At 62.9% G+C, this 17,665-nt stretch carries 20 protein-coding genes and 1 other RNA gene; 16 read left to right on the top strand and 5 right to left on the bottom strand.

The window, feature by feature from the left end; translation table 11 throughout:
- Positions 1-35: 35 nt before the first annotated feature.
- Positions 36-395, bottom strand: a transfer-messenger RNA (tmRNA) gene (ssrA, locus tag IB265_RS10550).
- Positions 396-541: 146 nt separating this feature from the next.
- Here ssrA and IB265_RS10545 point away from each other — a divergent pair.
- The 11 genes from IB265_RS10545 (at position 542) to IB265_RS10495 (ending at position 9,982) form a co-directional block, all read left to right on the top strand.
- Positions 542-850, top strand: coding sequence for a DUF2853 family protein (locus IB265_RS10545; protein WP_057253564.1), 309 nt, complete (start codon positions 542-544; stop codon positions 848-850).
- A gap of 203 nt (positions 851-1,053) precedes the next feature.
- On the top strand, positions 1,054-1,848 hold the full coding sequence (locus tag IB265_RS10540) for a thymidylate synthase (RefSeq protein WP_057253566.1): 795 nt from the start codon (positions 1,054-1,056) through the stop codon (positions 1,846-1,848).
- Positions 1,849-2,009: 161 nt separating this feature from the next.
- On the top strand, positions 2,010-2,615 hold the full coding sequence (locus IB265_RS10535) for a glutathione S-transferase (protein ID WP_057254388.1): 606 nt from the start codon (positions 2,010-2,012) through the stop codon (positions 2,613-2,615).
- Entirely contained in the window at positions 2,608-3,144 is a 537-nt protein-coding gene (locus tag IB265_RS10530; protein ID WP_057253568.1) for a dihydrofolate reductase, read from the top strand. Before IB265_RS10535 ends, IB265_RS10530 begins: the two co-directional genes overlap by 8 nt.
- Positions 3,145-3,299: 155 nt before the next feature.
- Positions 3,300-4,412, top strand: a complete 1,113-nt coding sequence (gene hflK / locus IB265_RS10525; protein ID WP_057253570.1) for an FtsH protease activity modulator HflK — start codon at positions 3,300-3,302, stop codon at positions 4,410-4,412.
- Positions 4,409-5,332: a protease modulator HflC gene (gene hflC / locus IB265_RS10520; protein WP_057253572.1), complete on the top strand. Its 924-nt coding sequence runs from the start codon at positions 4,409-4,411 to the stop codon at positions 5,330-5,332. The genes hflK and hflC overlap by 4 nt, the downstream gene beginning before the upstream one ends.
- Before the next feature lie 7 nt (positions 5,333-5,339).
- On the top strand, positions 5,340-5,525 hold the full coding sequence (locus IB265_RS10515; protein WP_057253574.1) for a DUF2065 domain-containing protein: 186 nt from the start codon (positions 5,340-5,342) through the stop codon (positions 5,523-5,525).
- Between the two features lie 6 nt (positions 5,526-5,531).
- Positions 5,532-5,918 (top strand): ACT domain-containing protein, encoded by a 387-nt coding sequence (locus IB265_RS10510; protein ID WP_057253576.1) that lies wholly within the window; start codon positions 5,532-5,534, stop codon positions 5,916-5,918.
- A 350-nt stretch (positions 5,919-6,268) separates the two neighbouring features.
- On the top strand, positions 6,269-7,750 hold the full coding sequence (locus IB265_RS10505; RefSeq protein WP_057253578.1) for a DegQ family serine endoprotease: 1,482 nt from the start codon (positions 6,269-6,271) through the stop codon (positions 7,748-7,750).
- A gap of 335 nt (positions 7,751-8,085) precedes the next feature.
- Entirely contained in the window at positions 8,086-8,865 is a 780-nt protein-coding gene (locus IB265_RS10500) for an RDD family protein (RefSeq protein ID WP_057253580.1), read from the top strand.
- 214 nt (positions 8,866-9,079) lie between these two features.
- Positions 9,080-9,982 (top strand): LysR substrate-binding domain-containing protein, encoded by a 903-nt coding sequence (locus tag IB265_RS10495; RefSeq protein ID WP_057253582.1) that lies wholly within the window; start codon positions 9,080-9,082, stop codon positions 9,980-9,982.
- Positions 9,983-10,068: 86 nt separating this feature from the next.
- On the opposite strand, the gene IB265_RS10490 is transcribed toward IB265_RS10495, so the two are convergent.
- Entirely contained in the window at positions 10,069-10,635 is a 567-nt protein-coding gene (locus IB265_RS10490) for a GNAT family N-acetyltransferase (RefSeq protein ID WP_057253584.1), read from the bottom strand.
- A complete protein-coding gene (serB, locus tag IB265_RS10485) occupies positions 10,632-11,519 on the bottom strand; it encodes a phosphoserine phosphatase SerB (RefSeq protein ID WP_057253586.1) in 888 nt (295 codons plus the stop codon). The genes IB265_RS10490 and serB overlap by 4 nt, the downstream gene beginning before the upstream one ends.
- Between serB and miaA the strand changes: the two genes are divergently transcribed.
- Together miaA and IB265_RS10475 are read left to right on the top strand one after the other, a co-directional pair.
- A complete protein-coding gene (miaA, locus tag IB265_RS10480; protein ID WP_057253588.1) occupies positions 11,518-12,456 on the top strand; it encodes a tRNA (adenosine(37)-N6)-dimethylallyltransferase MiaA in 939 nt (312 codons plus the stop codon). The genes serB and miaA overlap by 2 nt on opposite strands.
- Positions 12,453-12,740: a hypothetical protein gene (locus tag IB265_RS10475; protein ID WP_057253590.1), complete on the top strand. Its 288-nt coding sequence runs from the start codon at positions 12,453-12,455 to the stop codon at positions 12,738-12,740. Before miaA ends, IB265_RS10475 begins: the two co-directional genes overlap by 4 nt.
- Positions 12,741-12,769: 29 nt before the next feature.
- Here IB265_RS10475 and IB265_RS10470 read toward each other — a convergent pair whose 3' ends face one another.
- Both IB265_RS10470 and IB265_RS10465 read right to left on the bottom strand, forming a co-directional pair.
- A complete protein-coding gene (locus IB265_RS10470; protein WP_057253593.1) occupies positions 12,770-13,171 on the bottom strand; it encodes a VOC family protein in 402 nt (133 codons plus the stop codon).
- 236 nt (positions 13,172-13,407) lie between these two features.
- The gene (locus tag IB265_RS10465; RefSeq protein WP_110878473.1) at positions 13,408-15,483 is read right to left on the bottom strand and encodes an ATP-binding protein; all 2,076 of its coding nucleotides are present in this window, start codon (positions 15,481-15,483) and stop codon (positions 13,408-13,410) included.
- On the opposite strand from IB265_RS10465, the gene IB265_RS36485 reads away from it, so the two are divergent.
- From IB265_RS36485 to IB265_RS10455, 3 genes are all read left to right on the top strand, one after another.
- Positions 15,433-15,678 carry a hypothetical protein gene (locus tag IB265_RS36485; protein WP_210334489.1) on the top strand — a complete coding sequence of 82 codons (246 nt, stop codon included), beginning with the start codon at positions 15,433-15,435 and terminating at the stop codon, positions 15,676-15,678. The two genes, IB265_RS10465 and IB265_RS36485, sit on opposite strands and share 51 nt — an antisense overlap.
- Before the next feature lie 86 nt (positions 15,679-15,764).
- Positions 15,765-16,862: a calcium/proton exchanger gene (gene cax, locus IB265_RS10460; protein WP_057253595.1), complete on the top strand. Its 1,098-nt coding sequence runs from the start codon at positions 15,765-15,767 to the stop codon at positions 16,860-16,862.
- Between the two features lie 410 nt (positions 16,863-17,272).
- Positions 17,273-17,641: a hypothetical protein gene (locus IB265_RS10455; protein WP_057253597.1), complete on the top strand. Its 369-nt coding sequence runs from the start codon at positions 17,273-17,275 to the stop codon at positions 17,639-17,641.
- Positions 17,642-17,665: the final 24 nt, after the last annotated feature.

Genomic DNA, 17,665 nt, shown 5'->3' with positions numbered 1-17,665 from the left:
TGAGCATCTATAGACCATTTCGAGGCGGGGGAGAAGGTGAAGGCTTCTGTTGCCAGGTGCCTTCGGACCCCGCCTTACGGTGCTACCCGGAAGGACTTGATTTGAAGTGTCGCACCGCGATTAAGCAGCGAGACGTGCTTCAGCATAGTTGTCGTTTGCAACTATAAGTTTAGCCCGATAACGGTGGTACAATGCCGAGCAAAAAGTCGATCTTTACGCCCTTGTCGATCCTATTTCGCCCCCATCAAAAGCCGATCCTCAGGAGATCGGTTTTTGGTGGAGGCGCCGGGTACCGCCCCCGGGTCCAATGGGTTTATTTCATCGCCCGTTTATTGCCATAGCCGCCCGAAGACGGCACCGTTCATATAGGTCTTTCCTGTCTCCAAGAAAAGGGGGATGTGTCGGATATATGACTTTGTCCCGGACTGTGCCGGCCCCGAACCGCCTTGACTTGACCGGCATCCATGAAAAACTCCCGCTGCTGCATGCGGCAGGCATTGTCCGGCCGCAGTTTCGAGAAACAAAGCAACCTGGAGGCCTCATGACGGACTACCTCGCAGATGTGCAGAAATACGACAGCGGCGCCGACGAGGCGATCGTGAACAAGATCGTGCGTCACCTTGGGATTGCGCTTCGCAACAAGGATTCTTCGCTCGTGTCGGCGACCGATCCGAAGGAGCTCGAGCGGGTCAAGGAGAAATGGTGCGAGAAGAAGCTCGGCATCAGCGGCGGCGATGCGGATACGGCGATCGCCGCCACGGTCAAGGAGATGTCTGCCGATCGCTCCAAGTCGCGCGTTACCTTCTATTACCTGGTGGCGAAGAACCTCGGGAAGCTGCAAGCGCTGTAGATCACGATGGTTTTGGGTCGATTGACCCAAAACCATAAACGTGATCGCCTCTCATAGTTAGAGCGGGATGAGGAAAAGCGCGTGCACTTTTCCTCATCCCGCTCTAAGGCAGCCGAATTATCCGGGATAATCGCCCGGAGGTCATTGGTTCGCCGCCGGCTTCGTCCTAAATTCAGGGCAATACGAATCGGCGGCGCCAGACCATGCAGCAATATCTCGACCTTCTCGACCATGTGATGACCAACGGAACCGACCGGGGCGACCGGACGGGTACGGGCACGCGCTCGGTCTTCGGCCACCAGATGCGCTTCGACCTCGCCGAAGGTTTCCCGGTGCTGACGACAAAGAAGCTGCATCTGCGCTCGATCATCCATGAACTGCTCTGGTTCCTGAAGGGCGATACCAACGTTCGCTACCTCAAGGAAAACGGCGTCACCATCTGGGACGAATGGGCCGACGAAAACGGCGATCTCGGCCCGGTCTACGGTTATCAGTGGCGCTCCTGGCCCGCGCCGGATGGGCGTCACATCGACCAGATCGAAGGCCTCGTCGAGAGCCTCAAGACCAACCCGAACTCGCGCCGCCACATCGTTTCGGCCTGGAACCCGGCACTGGTAGACGAGATGGCGCTGCCGCCATGCCACTGCCTGTTCCAGTTCTACGTGGCGGACGGCAAGCTCTCCTGCCAGCTCTATCAGCGCTCCGCCGACATCTTCCTCGGCGTGCCGTTCAACATCGCGTCCTACGCGCTTTTGACGATGATGGTGGCGCAGGTGACCGGCCTGAAGCTCGGCGATTTCGTGCACACGCTCGGCGATGCGCATATCTACCACAACCATTTCGAACAGGCCCGGCTGCAGCTGACCCGCACGCCGAAGGCGTTGCCGCGGATGGAAATCAATCCTGACGTGAAGGACCTGTTTTCTTTCTGCTTCGAAGACTTTACGCTCGTCGGCTACGAAGCTGATTCAACGATCAAGGCGCCGATCGCGGTCTAAGGCACCTGGGCGGGGCGGACCCGCCTGCGCGCCAGCGACGACCCGGCGTGTGCGGGTGGGCCTCGCTGCCATGCATGACAATACGGGCGTGGCCATGGAGCCGATTGGCGAGGGCTGCAGCGGAGAGTGGCCGGGGAGGGCTGGCCCTCAAGGGAGGTATGATGCTCACACTGATCCATGCGCCCCTGTCGCGGTCGTCGCGCATCGTCTGGCTGCTTGAGGAACTGGGTGCCGAATACGAGATCCGCTACGTCTCGATCCGCCGCTGGGATGGCTCCGGCGCGCCGGACGATAACAATCCGCATCCGCACAAGCAGGTGCCGGCGCTCATTCACAACGGCGCAGTGATCTGGGAATCGGCGGCGGTCGTGCAATATCTGACCGACCTCCATCCCGATTGCAGCCTCGGTCGGCCGCCCGGTCACAAGGAGCGCGGCGCCTATCTCTCCTGGCTCGCCTATTATGCCGGGGTGATCGAGCCGACGGCGCTCGCCCATATCTCCGGTGCGACCATCAACAATCCGGCGCAGGCGCGGCTCTACAACGAAATGTGCGCTCATGTGATCGACGTGCTCACCCGCCGGACCTATCTGCTCGGCGAAACGATGAGTGCGGCCGACCTGCTGCTCGCAAGCGCGCTGCAATGGATGCGCAAGATCCTGCCGGAAAGCACGGTGGTCGACCGCTACATCCGCGTGGTGACGGACCGGGCGGCCTACGACCGGGCAAGGGAAATCGACAGCAAACCGAACGGGTTCCATGACTGAAACGAAGAGCATCCATCCGAAGATATCGATCGTCGTCGCCGTTGCCGCCAACGGCGTCATCGGGCGAGACGGCGATCTGCCCTGGCGGCTTTCGACTGACCTCAAGCGCTTCAAGGCGCTGACGATCGGCAAGCCGGTGATCATGGGGCGCAAGACCTGGGCTTCGCTGAACCGTCCGCTACCTGGCCGAGCCAATATCGTCATCACCCGCAACACGGATTTTGTCGCCGAAGGCGCTGATGTCGTGCCATCGCTCGATGCCGCGATCGCGGTCGCGAACCGCGAGGCTCAGGCGGCGGGCGTCGATGAGATCTGCGTTATCGGCGGCGGCGAGATCTATCGCCAGTCGATCGGCATGGCGGATATCCTGCACGTGACCGAGGTCCAGGCCGAGGTCGATGGTGACACGCGCTTTCCTGATATCGACGCGCAAGTGTTCGAGAAGGTGTTCGAAGAAGACCTGCCGCAGGGCGAAAAGGACAGTCACGCCATGCATTTCGTTACCTGGAAGCGGCGTGCGACAGCCTGACGCGCCGGATCGTCAACTATTTTGAACCATTTACGGTGAACTCGGGCCTATCGCGTTGAAAGCGGTGCGGGTGATACCTATAACGGTTTCACATCGTAAACGACCGCGCGGTGGCGCGGCCGTTTGGCGTGGGAAGTGTCAATAGAGAGGTTTTGATGCCCTGGAGCAATCAGAATGGCGGCGGCGGCCCATGGGGCGGCGGCGGCGGCGGCAATCAGGGCCCATGGGGCCAGGGGCCCAATCGGCCGCGTGGCGGCAAGGGTGGCCCGCCGGATCTGGAAGAGATCATTCGCCGTGGTCAGGACCAGCTTAAGAATGTCGTTCCCGGCGGTTTCAACGGCGGTGTCTTCGCCATCGTCGGCCTGCTGATCGTCGGCTTCATCCTGATCAATTCGATCTACACGGTGCAGCCAGACGAGCGCGGCGTCGAAATGCGCTTCGGCAAGCCGAAGGAAGAAATTTCGATGCCGGGCCTGCACTATCACTTCTGGCCGCTCGAAACGGTCGAGATCGTCAAGGTGACGGAGCAGCAGCAAAACATTGGCGGGCGCACTGGTGGTCAGTCCAATTCGGGTCTGATGCTCTCCGGCGACCAGAACATCGTCAACGTGCAGTTCTCGGTGCTCTACTCGGTCACCGACCCGAAGGCCTATCTGTTCAACGTCGAGAACCCGTCCGACACGCTGCAGCGGGTCGCAGAAAGCGCCATGCGCGAAGTCGTCGGCCGCCGTCCGGCCCAGGACATCTTCCGCGACAACCGTCAGGCAATCGCCGCCGACGTGAAGAGCACGATCCAGGCGACGATGGACACCTATGGTGCCGGCGTCTCCGTCAACACCGTCGCGATCGAGGATGCGGCGCCGCCGCGCGAAGTGGCCGACGCCTTCGACGAAGTGCAGCGTGCCGAACAGGACGAAGACCGCTTCGTCGAAGAAGCCAACCAGTACGCCAACCAGGTGCTCGGCAAGGCCCGCGGTCAGGGCGCGCAGATCCGTGAAGAGGCGGCCGCCTACAAGGACCGCGTCGTCAAGGAATCACAGGGTGAGGCGCAACGCTTTATCTCGGTCTATGACGAATATTCCAAGGCGCCCGAAGTCACCCGCAAACGTCTCTATCTCGAAACGATGCAGGGCGTTCTCGGCAAGTCGAAGAAGGTCATCATCGACGAGAAGAACGGGCAGGGCGTTCTGCCCTATCTGCCGCTGAATGAAATTGGCCGGCCTGCCCAGTCGGGTGCAGCAGCAGCAGCAGCGGGAGCAGCACAGTGATCAACAATCGTACCTCAGTCATCCTGATCCTGCTCGCCGTCGTCTTCGTCGGTCTCTATTCGTCGATCTTCGTGGTCAACGAACGCCAGCAGGCGATCGTCGTGCGCTTCGGTCAGATCCAGGACGTCAAGGCCGAGCCGGGCCTCTACTTCAAGCTGCCCTTCGCCTTCATGGATGCCGACCGCGTGCAATATGTCGAAGACCAGGCGCTGCGCTTCGACCTCGACAACATCCGCGTCCAGGTCTCGGGCGGCAAGTTCTATGAAGTCGATGCCTTCGTCGTCTACAAGATCGCCGATCCCCGCCGCTTCCGCGAAACCGTTTCGGGCGACCGCGATTCGGCCGAGGCACGCCTGCGCACCCGTCTCGACGCATCGCTGCGCCGCGTCTACGGTCTGCGTGGCTTCGAAGCGGCACTGTCGGACGAGCGTGCATCGATGATGCGCGAAGTTCGCGCCGACCTCAAAACCGATGCCGAATCGCTCGGCCTCAACATCGAGGACGTTCGCATCCGTCGCACCGACCTGACGCAGGAAGTCTCGCAGCAGACCTTCGACCGCATGAAGGCCGAGCGCCTGGCCGAAGCCGAACTGATCCGCGCCCGCGGTAACGAAGCCGGCCAGCGTCGTCGCGCCATCGCCGACCGTCAGGTCGTCGAGATCGTCGCCGAGGCGCAGCGCGATTCGGAAATTCTGCGCGGTGAGGGCGAAGCCGAACGGACGAGGACCTTTGCCGACGCCTTTGCGCGCGATCCGAAGTTCTTCGAATTCTACCGCTCGATGGCGGCCTATACCCAGTCGATCGGTAGCCCGGACACGACGCTTGTGCTTTCGCCGCATTCGGAATTCTTCCGTTACTTCAACGACTCCGAAGGCACTGCACCGGCTGCCGCGGCGCCGCCAGCAACCACCGGGAACTAAGCGGACGATGTCAGATTTCCTGACGGGAATCGCTTTCTTCCTGATCATCGAGGGGCTGGTGTACGCACTGGCCCCTTTGGTTTTGGTGGAAATGGCGAAGCGTTTGCCGTATGTCCCCGAACATCAGCTTCGACTGGCGGGGCTCTTTTCCGTGGCTGCCGGGGTCGGACTTGTATGGTTGCTTCGAGGATAATGCGAAATGCCACATAAACTGCTGATCCGGCTGGTCGATGCCGAATACGCGATCACCCGCCTCACTATCGGCTCCAGCATACCGGAATGGTTGCCGGGGCCGGGCTTCTGGACGGTGTCGAGCTCCCGCGAGGAGATGACGCTGGTCTGCCGAGCCGCCCGCGTGCCTTCCAGCGTCCAGAGCTCGCTCGGCTGGCGCTGCTTCCGCGTCGAACAGCACTTTGCCTTTGACGTTCCCGGCGTGCTCTCGTCCGTGCTCAGGCCGCTTTCGGCCGCCGGCGTCGGCGTCTTCGCCAATTCGACCTTCAGCACCGACTATGTCTTCGTCGCCGGTTCCGATCTCGACAAGGCCGTGCAGGCCCTGAAAGACCACGGGCACGACCTGACGACCTGACACGTCGCGCCTCCTTCCAAGAAGACGCAGCCGGTACCCTCCAGCCTTTCGCAGTCCTCTGCGCGGGGATCAGGAAATCGTGTGTGGACGCTTCCGAATTCCGCCTTATCTTCAGGTGAAAATCGAAAGTCGCGCGGTTTGCGGATTGCGTCGACGGTTCCTACCGCATAGGCGCTCTTGCCGGTTCCGGTCGACGCAAAATTGTGCGAAGAATCAAAGTGCTATGGCGCTCGGCGCCGTAGGCAGGAGAGGTGGCGGCCAAGAGAAGCGGTCGACCATCGAACAGCCAGAGGAGCTTAAGCGACTTGTCCACGCGAACGAAATTCCGAGCTCACTCGCTTGGCGCCACCTTGGGCGTTCTGGCGCTGACAAGCGCGCTTGCCTTCAGCAGCACGGCGCTCGCCCAGAACACGGCCATTCGCCCGCCGACCAACGGTCCCGCTTCCGTTGCCGATCTCGCCGCCGGGCTGCTGGACGCGGTCGTCAACATCGCGACCTCGCAAAAGGTCAAGAACGATGACGATGCGCCGGCACCGCAGGTGCCGGAGGGCTCGCCCTACCAGCCCTATTTCGACGAGTTCTTCAAAGGGCAGGGTGGCCAGGGCGGCAACCGTCAGCGCACCGTTGATTCGCTCGGCTCCGGCTTCGTCATCGACCCCACCGGCTTCATCGTTACCAACAACCACGTGATCGAAGGCGCCGACGATATCGAGATCAACTTTGCCAATGGCAGCAAGCTCAAGGCCAAGCTCGTCGGCAAGGACACCAAGACCGATCTCGCGGTCTTGAAGGTGGAGCCGAAGACGCCGCTGAAGGCGGTGCCTTTCGGCGATTCCCGCAAGATGCGCATCGGTGACTGGGTGATGGCGATCGGCAATCCGTTCGGCCTCGGCGGCTCGGTTTCCGTCGGCATCATCTCGGCGCGCGGCCGCAACATCAATGCCGGTCCCTACGACAACTTCATCCAGACGGACGCGGCGATCAACCGCGGCAACTCCGGCGGGCCGCTCTTCAACATGGCCGGCGAAGTGATCGGCATCAACACCGCGATCATCTCGCCGTCGGGTGGCTCGATCGGCATCGGCTTCTCGGTACCGACGGAGCTTGCCGCCAACGTCGTGCTGCAGCTCAAGGATTTCGGTGAGACCCGGCGCGGCTGGCTCGGCGTCCGTATCCAGCCGGTGACCGACGATATCGCCGAGAGCCTGAAGATGGCGACGCCGCATGGCGCGCTCGTCTCCGGCATCATCGAGGGCGGGCCGATTGCCCATGGCGAGATCAAGGCCGGCGACGTCATCGTCAAGTTCGACGGCCGTGACGTCACGGAGATGCGCGATCTGCCGCGTGCCGTTGCCGAAAGCCCTGTCGGCAAGGCGGTCGACGTGGTGGTCGTCCGTGACGGCAAGGAGCAGACGGTCAAGGTGACGCTCGGTCGCCTCGAAGATGGCGATGAGGTCGCTGCCGCGCCGGCGGCGACAACCAACGACGAGACGCAAAAGCCGGACAAGCCCGAAGCAGCCCCGCTGCCCGCGACCGATGTCGTGCTCGGCATGAAGCTTGCGACGCTGAACGAGGAGACGCGGAAGAAATACGGCATTGCCGAAGACGTGGACGGCGTTGTCATCACCGAGGTCTCGCCGAATTCGGCGGCGGCGGAACGCCGTGTCGAGCCAGGCGACGTGATCGTCGAGGTCGGCCAGGAGGCGATGGATACGCCCGGCGACGTTGCCGATCGCGTCGAGGAGCTGAAGTCGAACGGCCGCCGCAACGCGCTCCTGATGCTCTCCAGCAAGACCGGCGAACTGCGCTTCGTCACGGTGCGGGTGGAGTAGGCGAGCCCGCCACGATGGCCAGCCGCCGCCGCGTGTTTTGCTGCGGTCATGCCGCCGATTGTCGAGTCTTTTCAGTGCGATCGGCGGACAGGCTTGAAGATAGAATCCACCTGTTCAGTTTTTGATTCAGATCTCTTCAGTGGTTTGCTGCCGCCCCTCATCCTGCGTCCGCGACCAGAAAAGGGCGTGCGGTTGTCCGCGTTTCTTTCGGAGTTGGATGCGATTGTGGCGACGAGCGGCTGGCGCGGGTAGGGCAGGTATTGATTTCCCCGCAAGGTTGTCTTTACACCTAGCGAACTGGGGTCGAACAGATCCCATTTCGCCGGGGGAATCTGATGACGTACAGCGTTGAGAATGTCGTATCGCGCGCAGGCTTCTGGCGACGAGCCATAGCATTCCTCATAGACTTTATGCTTGTCGCCCTGCCGATGCAGGCTGTGGTCGTCGTTCTGTTCATGCTAACCGGCGGAGCCGTGCAGGCCAGTTTTGGTTTCCATAGTACGGTTTGCGAAGATATCGGTGATCTTCCGATAGCGCCTACGCCACCGCCACCAGCCGATTACAATAGCGTCGTTGAATGCCGGGTTACGTTGGCTGGGTTCGACCTGAAAAGAACTTTGACGGTCAGCAAGATTACCGTTGAAGCTGGGACCACGACCCGGATTTCGCAAACCTATTATCTGGGAGCAGACGGGAAACAACGCGACGTCTGGCCCGTCGATTTCTTCGGCATTATCGTATTCCTGGCGTATCTCGTGGTGCTGGAAAGCCGCCGCGGCGCGACCCTCGGTAAGCAGTTGCTTTCTATCAGAACGGCGAGCCATCGGGATGCCTTCGCCGTTGGCGTACCTGTCCGTTCGGCTTTGCTGCGTTACGCCGTGATGTTTGCTGCGGTCGTTCCCGGCATGCTGGTGACGTTGGGATTTGAACTCGCTGTGGCACGTGGGGCCTGGGACCCGTTTGTTCTGCTCACCCACCCTTTCTTCGTCGGCGCCAACATTCTCGCAGGGCTCATATTCGTCGGATGGTTTGCTTGGATTACCGTGAGTGTCATCCGAAAGCGGGACCCCGTTTACGATCGTGCTGCCGGAACCTCGGTCTGGGTGCGGAGTTGAAGCGCCGCAGACTAACAGTCGCCACGCTCTGCCGCTCGAGGGTGCATGCAGGACTTCCTGCGGGCCGGCTGGAAGGTCATCCGCCGCAGGGCTTCGAACAGGATGTCGATGATCGCGAGCATGGCCGCACCTCCTTTCTGACCTTTATTTCACCGCACTTGCCCCTGTCCCTCAAACGAGTTTACTGTCGGCTTAGGATAACTTGAGGTTATGCATGAAGCGCGGACGATTGCCCCTGACGGCGCTGCGGAGTTTCGAGGCGGCGGGACGGCTGGAGAGCTTCACGCTGGCCGCCGCCGAGCTTTTCGTTTCGCAGGCGGCGATCAGCCGTCAGGTGCGCGAGCTCGAGGATCTGATCGGCCGACCGCTGTTTGAGCGTCATCATCGCAGCGTCCGGCTGACGGCCGATGGCCGCGTGCTGCTTGGCGTGCTGACGTCGGCATTCGACATGGTCGGAGAGAGCCTCGATATGCTTTCGGGGCGGCGGCTCTCGCACACGCTGAAGGTCAGCGCCGAGCCTTCCTTTGCCGGGTGCTGGCTGGTGCCGCATCTGCAGGAGTTTCAGGAGGCGCACCCGGAGATCGACCTGGTGATCGATGCGGAATCCCGGCTCGCCGAGTTTCGCAGTGGCGACGCCGACATCGCCATCCGCCACAGCTTGACCGCCGTTTCATGGCCGCGGGTGGAGGCGCGACCGCTCGCGAAAGTCGAGATGATCCCGGTGATCGCGCCGGCGCTCGCCGGCGCCGGGCAGCCGCTCGATCGCCCCGACGACCTGCTGCAGCACGCGCTTCTGCATGAGGACAACCGGCTTCTCTGGGAACAATGGTTCACGACCGCCGGTGCCGCGCCGGTGAAGCTCGAGCGCGGCGCCATCTTTGCCGATGGTTCGATGGTGCTGCAGGCGACGCTCCGTGGCAGCGGCGCAGGGCTGATCGACCGCGACCATGCGCGCGATGATGTGATCGCCGGGCGGTTGATCCAGCCTTTCGAGGTATCTGTGCCCTATGGCGCGTTCTTTCTCGTGGCGCGGCGCTTCGATGCACTGTCGGATGCGGCGAAGGCGTTTGTTGAATGGATCGAGCGGAGCTACCCGGGCGCCGGGCGGGAGAGGTGAGGCGCGCCAAGAGTCAAGAGTGTTGTGATCGGCCCCTCTCTGTCCGGCAGGATAGTGAGGGGCAATCCTGTCGAAAGAAGGCCTGGCTACTTCGCGTTCCGCTTCCGCCACTCGGCGGCGCTGATGGCGTAGAGCACGTGGCGCACGAGTGCCGGCTGGTCGGCGGGGACGCGGGGGTGGTCGAAGTCGCGGGAGGCGTCGCGGTGCATGCCGAGCCGTTGCATGACCGCCGTCGAGCGGCTGTTGGCGGCGATCGCGAAGGAGACGACCTCGTCGAGCCCCTTTTCCTCGAAGGCGTAGCGCAGGAGCTCGCAGGCGGCTTCCGTGACAAAGCCCTTGCCCCAATAGGACGGCGCCAGTCGCCAGCCGATCTCGACCGTTCCCTTGGGCAGGTGCGGCTCCAGGTCGGTCAAGGCGAGGCCGCAGAAGCCGAGCGGCCGGTCGTCGGCCTTCAGCGCTATCGCGAAGAAGCCCAGACCGGTCTCGGCGATGCCGCGACCGACACGATCGAAGAGCGCGTCGGCTTCCGCTCGGTTGCGGCGGAAGGGGAAGAATTCCATGACCTTGGGGTCGCTGTTGATGGCGAAGAAGAGATCGCGGTCGCTTTCCTTCCAGGCCCGAATGCGCAGCCGCTCGGTCTCGGTGATGATCATCCGACGAAATCCGTCTTGCGATAGCCCTGGAGATAGAGAAGGGCGGTCAGGTCGCCGTGGTCGATGCGCACCTTGGCCTGTTCGGCGACCACGGGCTTGGCATGCAGCGCCACGCCGGTGCCGGCAAGCTGGATCATGCCGAGATCGTTGGCACCATCGCCGACGGCAAGCGCTTCGTCCGTCGAGATGCCGAGGCGGCCGGCGATGTCGATGAGGGCATCGACCTTGGCCTGCTTGCCGAGGATGGGGGAGGCGACCTCGCCGGTCAGCACGCCATCTTCGGCGATCAGCGTGTTGGCGCGGTTCTCGTCGAAGCCGAGCATCTCGGCGATCGGTCCGGTGAAGACGGTGAAGCCGCCGGAGACGAGCGCGGTGTAATGCCCCTTGCTCTTCATCGTCGCGATCAGGGTGCGTCCACCCGGCGTCAGAGTGATGCGTTTGGCGATCACCTCGTCGACGACGCTGAGTGGCAGGCCCTTCAAAAGCGCGACGCGCTCGATCAGCGCCGGCTCGAAGGCGATCTCGCCGTTCATGGCGCGGGCGGTGATGGCCGCCACCTTGTCCTTGAGGCCGACTTCGGCGGCCAGTTCGTCGATACATTCCTGGCCGATCATTGTCGAATCCATGTCGGCGATCAAAAGCCGCTTGCGGCGGCTCTCGGCGTCCTGCACGGCGACATCGATCGGCGCGCCGCCGATTGCATCGCGCAGCAGGGTTTCGGCCGCATCCGGGTCGGTGCCGTCGGCGAGCGCGATATCGCAGGCGACGCCATCGGCCAGCCAATAGAGGCCGGACGCCTTGACGGCATCGGCGGCGGTTTCCGCGAGTGCTGGCGTCAGAACAGGATTTGACGGATTGGCGATAAGCGTGGCAACGAGAGCCATGGACAATAACCTTGAAACCGAGAGCGACGCGATCCTGATAACCGGGCCGACCGCCAGCGGCAAGTCTGCGCTTGCGGTCGAACTGGCGCGCCGGCACGGCGGCGTGGTCGTCAATGCCGACAGCATGCAGGTCTATGACACGCTGCGATTGCTGACGGCGCGGCCCGACGAAGCGGATATGGGCGGCGTGGAGCACTGTCTCTATGGCCATGTGCCGGCCGCCGCAGCCTATTCCACCGGCGCCTGGGTGCGTGAGGCGCAGGCGCTGGTCGCGCGGCTCAAGCAGGAGGTGCGGATGCCGGTCTTCGTCGGCGGCACCGGGCTCTATTTCAAGGCGCTGACCGGCGGTCTCTCAGACATGCCCGAAATCCCGGCCGCGATCCGCGAGCGGCTGCGCGAACGGCTGAAGGCGGAAGGGCCCGAAGCCCTGCATCGCGTGCTCGAGGCCAAGGACCCGGAGACGGCGGCGACCTTGAACGTCGGCGACGGCCAGCGGATCGTCCGGGCGCTCGAAGTGGTGGAGGCGACCGGCAAGCCGATCCGCTTCTTCCAAAAGCAGAACGGCCCCATGATCGTCGATCCGGACCGGGCGGAGAAATACGTGGTGCTGCCGGAGCGAAAGCTCCTGCACGACCGCATCAATCGCCGTTTCGAGTTGATGCTTTCGGGCGGCGCGATCGACGAAGTGCGGACGCTGCTTTCGCTCGACCTGCCGCCGGAAATGCCCCTCATGAAGGCGATCGGCGTCAGCCAGATTGCGGCACTCTTGAGGGGCGAACTCGACGAGGCCGAGGTGATCGAGATGGGTGCTGCGGCAACGCGGCAATATGCCAAGCGCCAGATGACCTGGTTCCGCAATCAGCTCGACGAGAGCTGGCGGCGGATCGAGCGCGCCGAGGCCGTGTTGTCGAGCGGAGGGGCCAACTCCCGACCATGAAAAACGAGCAGAAATCACTTCCCGACAGCGCGGAAATCCGCCTTTCTCCCGATGAAGCCCTCGTATTTTTCGACCTTCTTTCCCGTTGGTGCGAGGAGAATGATGCTCCCACGCCGGCCGCGGAGTGCTTCGAAAGCACCGCTGAATGCGCTGTGCTGCACGGGTTGCTTGCGGATCTGGAAAAGCAACTGGTCGCACCTTTTCGGGCAGACTACGCCGACGTCGTCAAAGAGGCCCGTCTCCGGCTTGAGGCATCGTGGGACTATGCCGATTTGAGGGGCTGACACGTCAGTCTCGCTCGGCAGAGTTGCGCTCAGGCCGCCAAATTCAGCTGCCAGGAAACGCCGAAGCGGTCGTTGACCCAACTGAAGCGCTGGCTGAAACCGTAGTTGTCGAGTGGCATCAGCACGGCACCGTCCTCGGCCAGCATGGTCGCGAGCGTGATGATCTCGTCCTCGCTCTGGCATTCGACGAAGAAGGAGAAGGAGGGGGTAAAATCGAAGGCGTGTTTGACCGGGCTGTCGATGCACTTGACCCTCTGTGCGCCGAGCCGGAACAGCGCGACCTTGATGCTGCCTTCAGGACCCTGCTCGCCCGGGCCATAGTGCTCGATCTCCAGCACCTCGGCATTCGGGAACAGCGAGATGTAGAAGGCCATGGCTGCCTCCGCGACGCCATCCTGGAACATCAAGAAAGGGGTTACGCTTGCGACCATGGCGGCCTCCTGACTTCGTTTTCGTTGAGTGCTTGAAGATCCGCTGTCTGTTCGCGCTACAGGATTGCGCAGACCAACGACGGGGCGCTGCAAAGGTTCCTTGGCATTCCAGAAGCCTTGCGACCGCACCTTTGGATGAGCGCCCGGATCACGAGACAATCATGATCCGTATTCTATCGGAGGCCCAATTTCCCTGGCAAGGCCAGGGGTCGCGCAAGGAGCGACGGGAATTTGCGCTAGGTCTTGCGGATGATGCTGCCGAGCGGCCGCTTTAGCAGGCTTTCCCGGAGCGACCCTTCGCGCGGTCGATCGCCCGCGGTCGGCGGCGAATCGTGTGCCGTCGGCGGCGGTGCCCCGAAGCGAGGCGCGGGCTGCTCGGCCGCGGGCTTTTCGTTCAGAAGCTGTTGGCGGATCTGGTTGAAACGCTCCAGCTCGGGATTGGGGGAAATGGTGCTGCGTGGAAGCATGTCCGGGCGGTAGGGCTCGGCAGAGAGGGCCTCGTCGGCGAAGCCATGCTCCGCCTCGCTTGCGGATGTGGCTCCGAGTTCGCTGTCCCAGCGCTGCTCTTCGCTGCCGGTCGTCGCCGCGATGTAGCTCTGCTGGAAGCCGGAAATATCCGGCCCGTTGATCGCCCGCATGCGGCTGACGATCGAGCGCAGGTCGACGGTTGGCGGTGCGTCTTCGTCGATCCGGTCGACGATGCCGTGGGCGCGCGGCAGGCGCTCTTCGGCTATCCGGTTGAAACGCATGCGCATCGGCACCGCGACGGCCTCGCCGAAGGCGATCGCTTCGCCGTTGCCGATCGAGGAGATGAAGCTGGTGGTCGAGGTCGAGGAGTTCGGGATGGCCGAACGGATGATCTCCTGGTCGCGGTCGTTGGCAAGCCGCATGGCAAAGACCGTCGAGCACTGGGAAAGGATCGTCGGGTCGAGCTCGCCGGGGCGCTGGGTGATGACGCCGAGCGAGACGCCGTATTTGCGGCCCTCCTTGGCGATGCGGGCAATCGCCTGGCGGGTCGGCAGGAACCCGAGCGAGGGATCGGCCGGCACGTAGCGGTGCGCCTCTTCGCAGACGACAAGCATGTGAATGCCGCCATTGCTCCACAGGCCGATTTCGAAAGCCATGCGGCAGAGCACCGAAGCGACGGAATTGACGACTTCCGAGGGAATGCCGGCAAGTTCGAAGGTGGCGATCGGCTTTCCATCGCCGGGAATGCGGAAGATCTTGGCGATCGTGTCCTGGATCGTGTCGGTGATGGTGTTCGAGGAGAACATGAAATGGTAGCGCGGATCGTTGATCGCCGAGACGATCTTGACCTTCAGCGAGCGCAGATGCGGCTTGTCGTTGCGCCCCTCAAGCCGGCCGATGCGTTCGTCGATCAGCGCCAAGAGGTCTGCGATACGGTAGGGCACCGGCGTATCCGCGGTGATCGAGCTTTTCTCCGTCTGGCGCCGCATGAGGCCGGATTCGCCACCCCGGAAAGCCTTCTTCGCTTCGGGAATGATGTCGCGCAGCATGTCGAGCTCGTCCGGCGGCGCCGGGCGGCCGCGGAAGATCACCTCGGCGAATTCCTCGAGGCGGAAGAACCAGAAGGGCAGGTCGAGCGTGTCGGTGTCGATGACGACCGCAAGCTCCGGGAAGGCGGCGGCGAACTCGTTGTGCGGGTCGAGGATCAGCACGCGCAGCTTCGGATCCGAGGCGATCGCCTTGTTGAGCAGCAGCGTGACTGCGGTCGATTTGCCGACACCGGTCGTGCCGACGATGGCGAAGTGCTTGGCGAGCATCGAGGGAACGTGGATCGTCGCGTCGAGGCTCTCATCCTGAGTGAGCTTGCCGATGATGCAGCTGTCGTTGCGGCCGGAATCGTAGATGCGGGCAAGGTCGGCCGCGCGAATGCGGTGCACGATGGCGCCGAGATAGGGATATTGGCTGATGCCGGCGGAAAACGCCTCGCGCCCATCGGCCCCCTTGTGGACCTCGCCCATCAGTTCGACTTCGATGCGGAAGGTGTTGTTGGCTTCCTCGCCCCATTCGGCCGAGGCGGTCTGCATGGAATAGACCAGCGCCACGACGCGGTTTCTGCCGACGGAGATCGAGATCAGTCGCCCGACCGACCAGAGTTCGGTCAGCGACGTTTCGCCGTTTTCGGCGACGGCAGCGATCGTGGCGCGCGCGCCGCTGCACGCGACGACACGCCCCAGGAACCGGTTGCCGGGCTTCAGGCCGTCACGGCGATCCTGCTCTCCCGCGCGGATTGAGGAATGAAGATCATTGTTCAGCAACGCAAAAACCCCGGCATCACGGTCGCTCATGTTAGCCGGGGGGATTTAACAAGTGGTTTCGCGGATTTGCCCGACGCTCAGCCCAGGAGGTGGCGCAGGATGCCGGCCGAGGCGGCGCCGATCAGCACGGTCGGCAGCGCCTGCTCGGCGATCTCGTGGCGCGGCGGGTCGACGGTAGGGCCGTGGCGCGTGCGACTTGATAAAAGTCAATGCGCCTTTGCCTGAAGCGGAATAATCCTATGCCCTGACCAACAGCATCCAGCCGGACATGGCATCCGGTTAGGCTTGCCGGTTGGCGTGGGGAGGCGGCCATGGGCAGTGCATTTGATTACGTGCGCCGGACACCCATTCTCTGGCTTCTCGTTTTCGTCCCCCTGGCGATCGCGGGCGAGCACATCTGGCCGGGGGCACACACTTTGCTGTTCCTCCTTTCGGTGGCTGCCATCGTGCCGCTTGCGGCCCTGCTCAGCCAGGCGACGGAGTCCGTCGCGGCACGAACCGGCGATACGATCGGCGCGTTGCTCAACGCGACGCTCGGCAACCTGACGGAACTCGTCATCGCGCTGATGGCGCTCGCCGCCGGTCAATACCTGCTGGTCAAGGCCTCGATCGCCGGCGCCATCGTCACCAATACGCTCTTCATGCTCGGAGGCTCGTTCCTCTTCGGCGGACTGCGCTATCACCTGCAGGAGTTCAACCGGGTGAATGCGCGCTTCCTGGCGAGCCTTCTGTTCATGGCGACGGTCGCGGTTCTCGTGCCGTCGCTCATCGGCGCAGCCGACGGACAGCCGCAGACGCCCTTCACCCAGCAATTGAGCGCCGGCCTGTCTGTTGTCCTGATCGTCGTCTACGGGCTCTGGATGCTGTTTTCGCTCAGGACCCATCGCGAACTTTTCATCTCCGCCGGCTCCGGGCATGGCGGAGAGGAGGCGCATTGGCCGCTGGCGACCGGTATCGGCGTGCTTCTGGCGGTGACCGTGCTGGTGGCGCTCGTCAGCGAGGTTTTCGTCGGCTCGGTGCAGGTGGCGGCGGAAGAGCTTGGCATGACGCCGGCCTTCGTCGGCTTCGTCGTCGTGGCGCTGGTCGGGGCCGCCGCCGAGATGGCGACCGCCTTTTCCGCAGCGCGCAAGGACCGGCTCGACCTGAGCGTCGGCATCGCGCTCGGCAGCGCGGTGCAGATCGCTCTCTTTGTCGCGCCGCTGCTGGTGCTCTTGAGCTATGTGCTCGGGCCGCAGCCGATGGACCTGCAGTTCTGGCCGGGGGCCATCGTGATGATGCTGGTCGCGACGATGGCGGCGACGCTGCTGTCGAATGCCGGCCGTTCTGCCTGGTACATGGGCGTGCTGGCGCTGACGGTCTACGTGATCTTCGGCATGACCCTGTTCCTGCTGCCACCACAACAGCCGTGAGACGCGGCTTCCGTCTGGTCGACGATATCAAGGGATCTTCGGGCGGGATGGCGGGGATCGAGGTGGCGCGCGGCTGCCGGCTATTTGGGGGAGTTCATGTCGAATACGACCCAGCGGAAGAACAGGTAGATCGCAGCAAAGCTGATGACGAGCGGCATCAACACAGGGAGGTCAAGCATATCATTGCCCTTGGTTTGAAGCTGCATCATGCAGCAATGCGAATCTTCCACGGCAAGTGTTAATGCGGGGTGCACGAACAGCGTTCGCCCCTAAAACTTTGTCGTTTTATCAGGCTTGACCTCAACTATAGTTGAGCTTCTACAAACCCTTCCATGACAACGCGTCGGAGCGTCATTCCCGGTTCCAGCCCGGCCCGGGGAGCCAAACGACAAGCGACATGGAGGACGGGCATGACCGAGCAATTGCTTTTTCGAAACCTGATGAGGATCGCCCCCGGCCATCTCGATCCGTTCCGCGAGGCGGTGCTGGGCGCAATCGCATTCGTCGAAAGGCACGCGCCGCAGCTGATGGTGCAGACCTTCATCGACGAGAAGGCGATGCAGGCGGTGAGCATACAGCTCTATCGTAATTCGCAGGACGTGCTCCGGCACTGGCAGATGTCGGACGCGCATATCCAGGATGTGTCTGCCCATTGCACGGTGGAGCGGCTCGAAGTTTACGGCAATCCGAGCGAGGCGGTGGCCAAGGGGCTTGCGCCGTTCATCGGTGATGGGCGCGGTTTCATCATGCCGCCGCTCACGGGCTTTTCGCGGTTCTGAAACCAATTCCGGTGTGAAACGGAT

The sequence above is a fragment of the Ensifer sp. ENS10 genome (assembly GCF_014852025.1).
In the GTDB taxonomy this organism is placed as follows: Bacteria; Pseudomonadota; Alphaproteobacteria; order Rhizobiales; family Rhizobiaceae; genus Ensifer.
The sequence above is the reverse complement of the archived record's forward strand: the minus strand, read 5'-3'. Positions and strand labels throughout refer to the sequence as shown.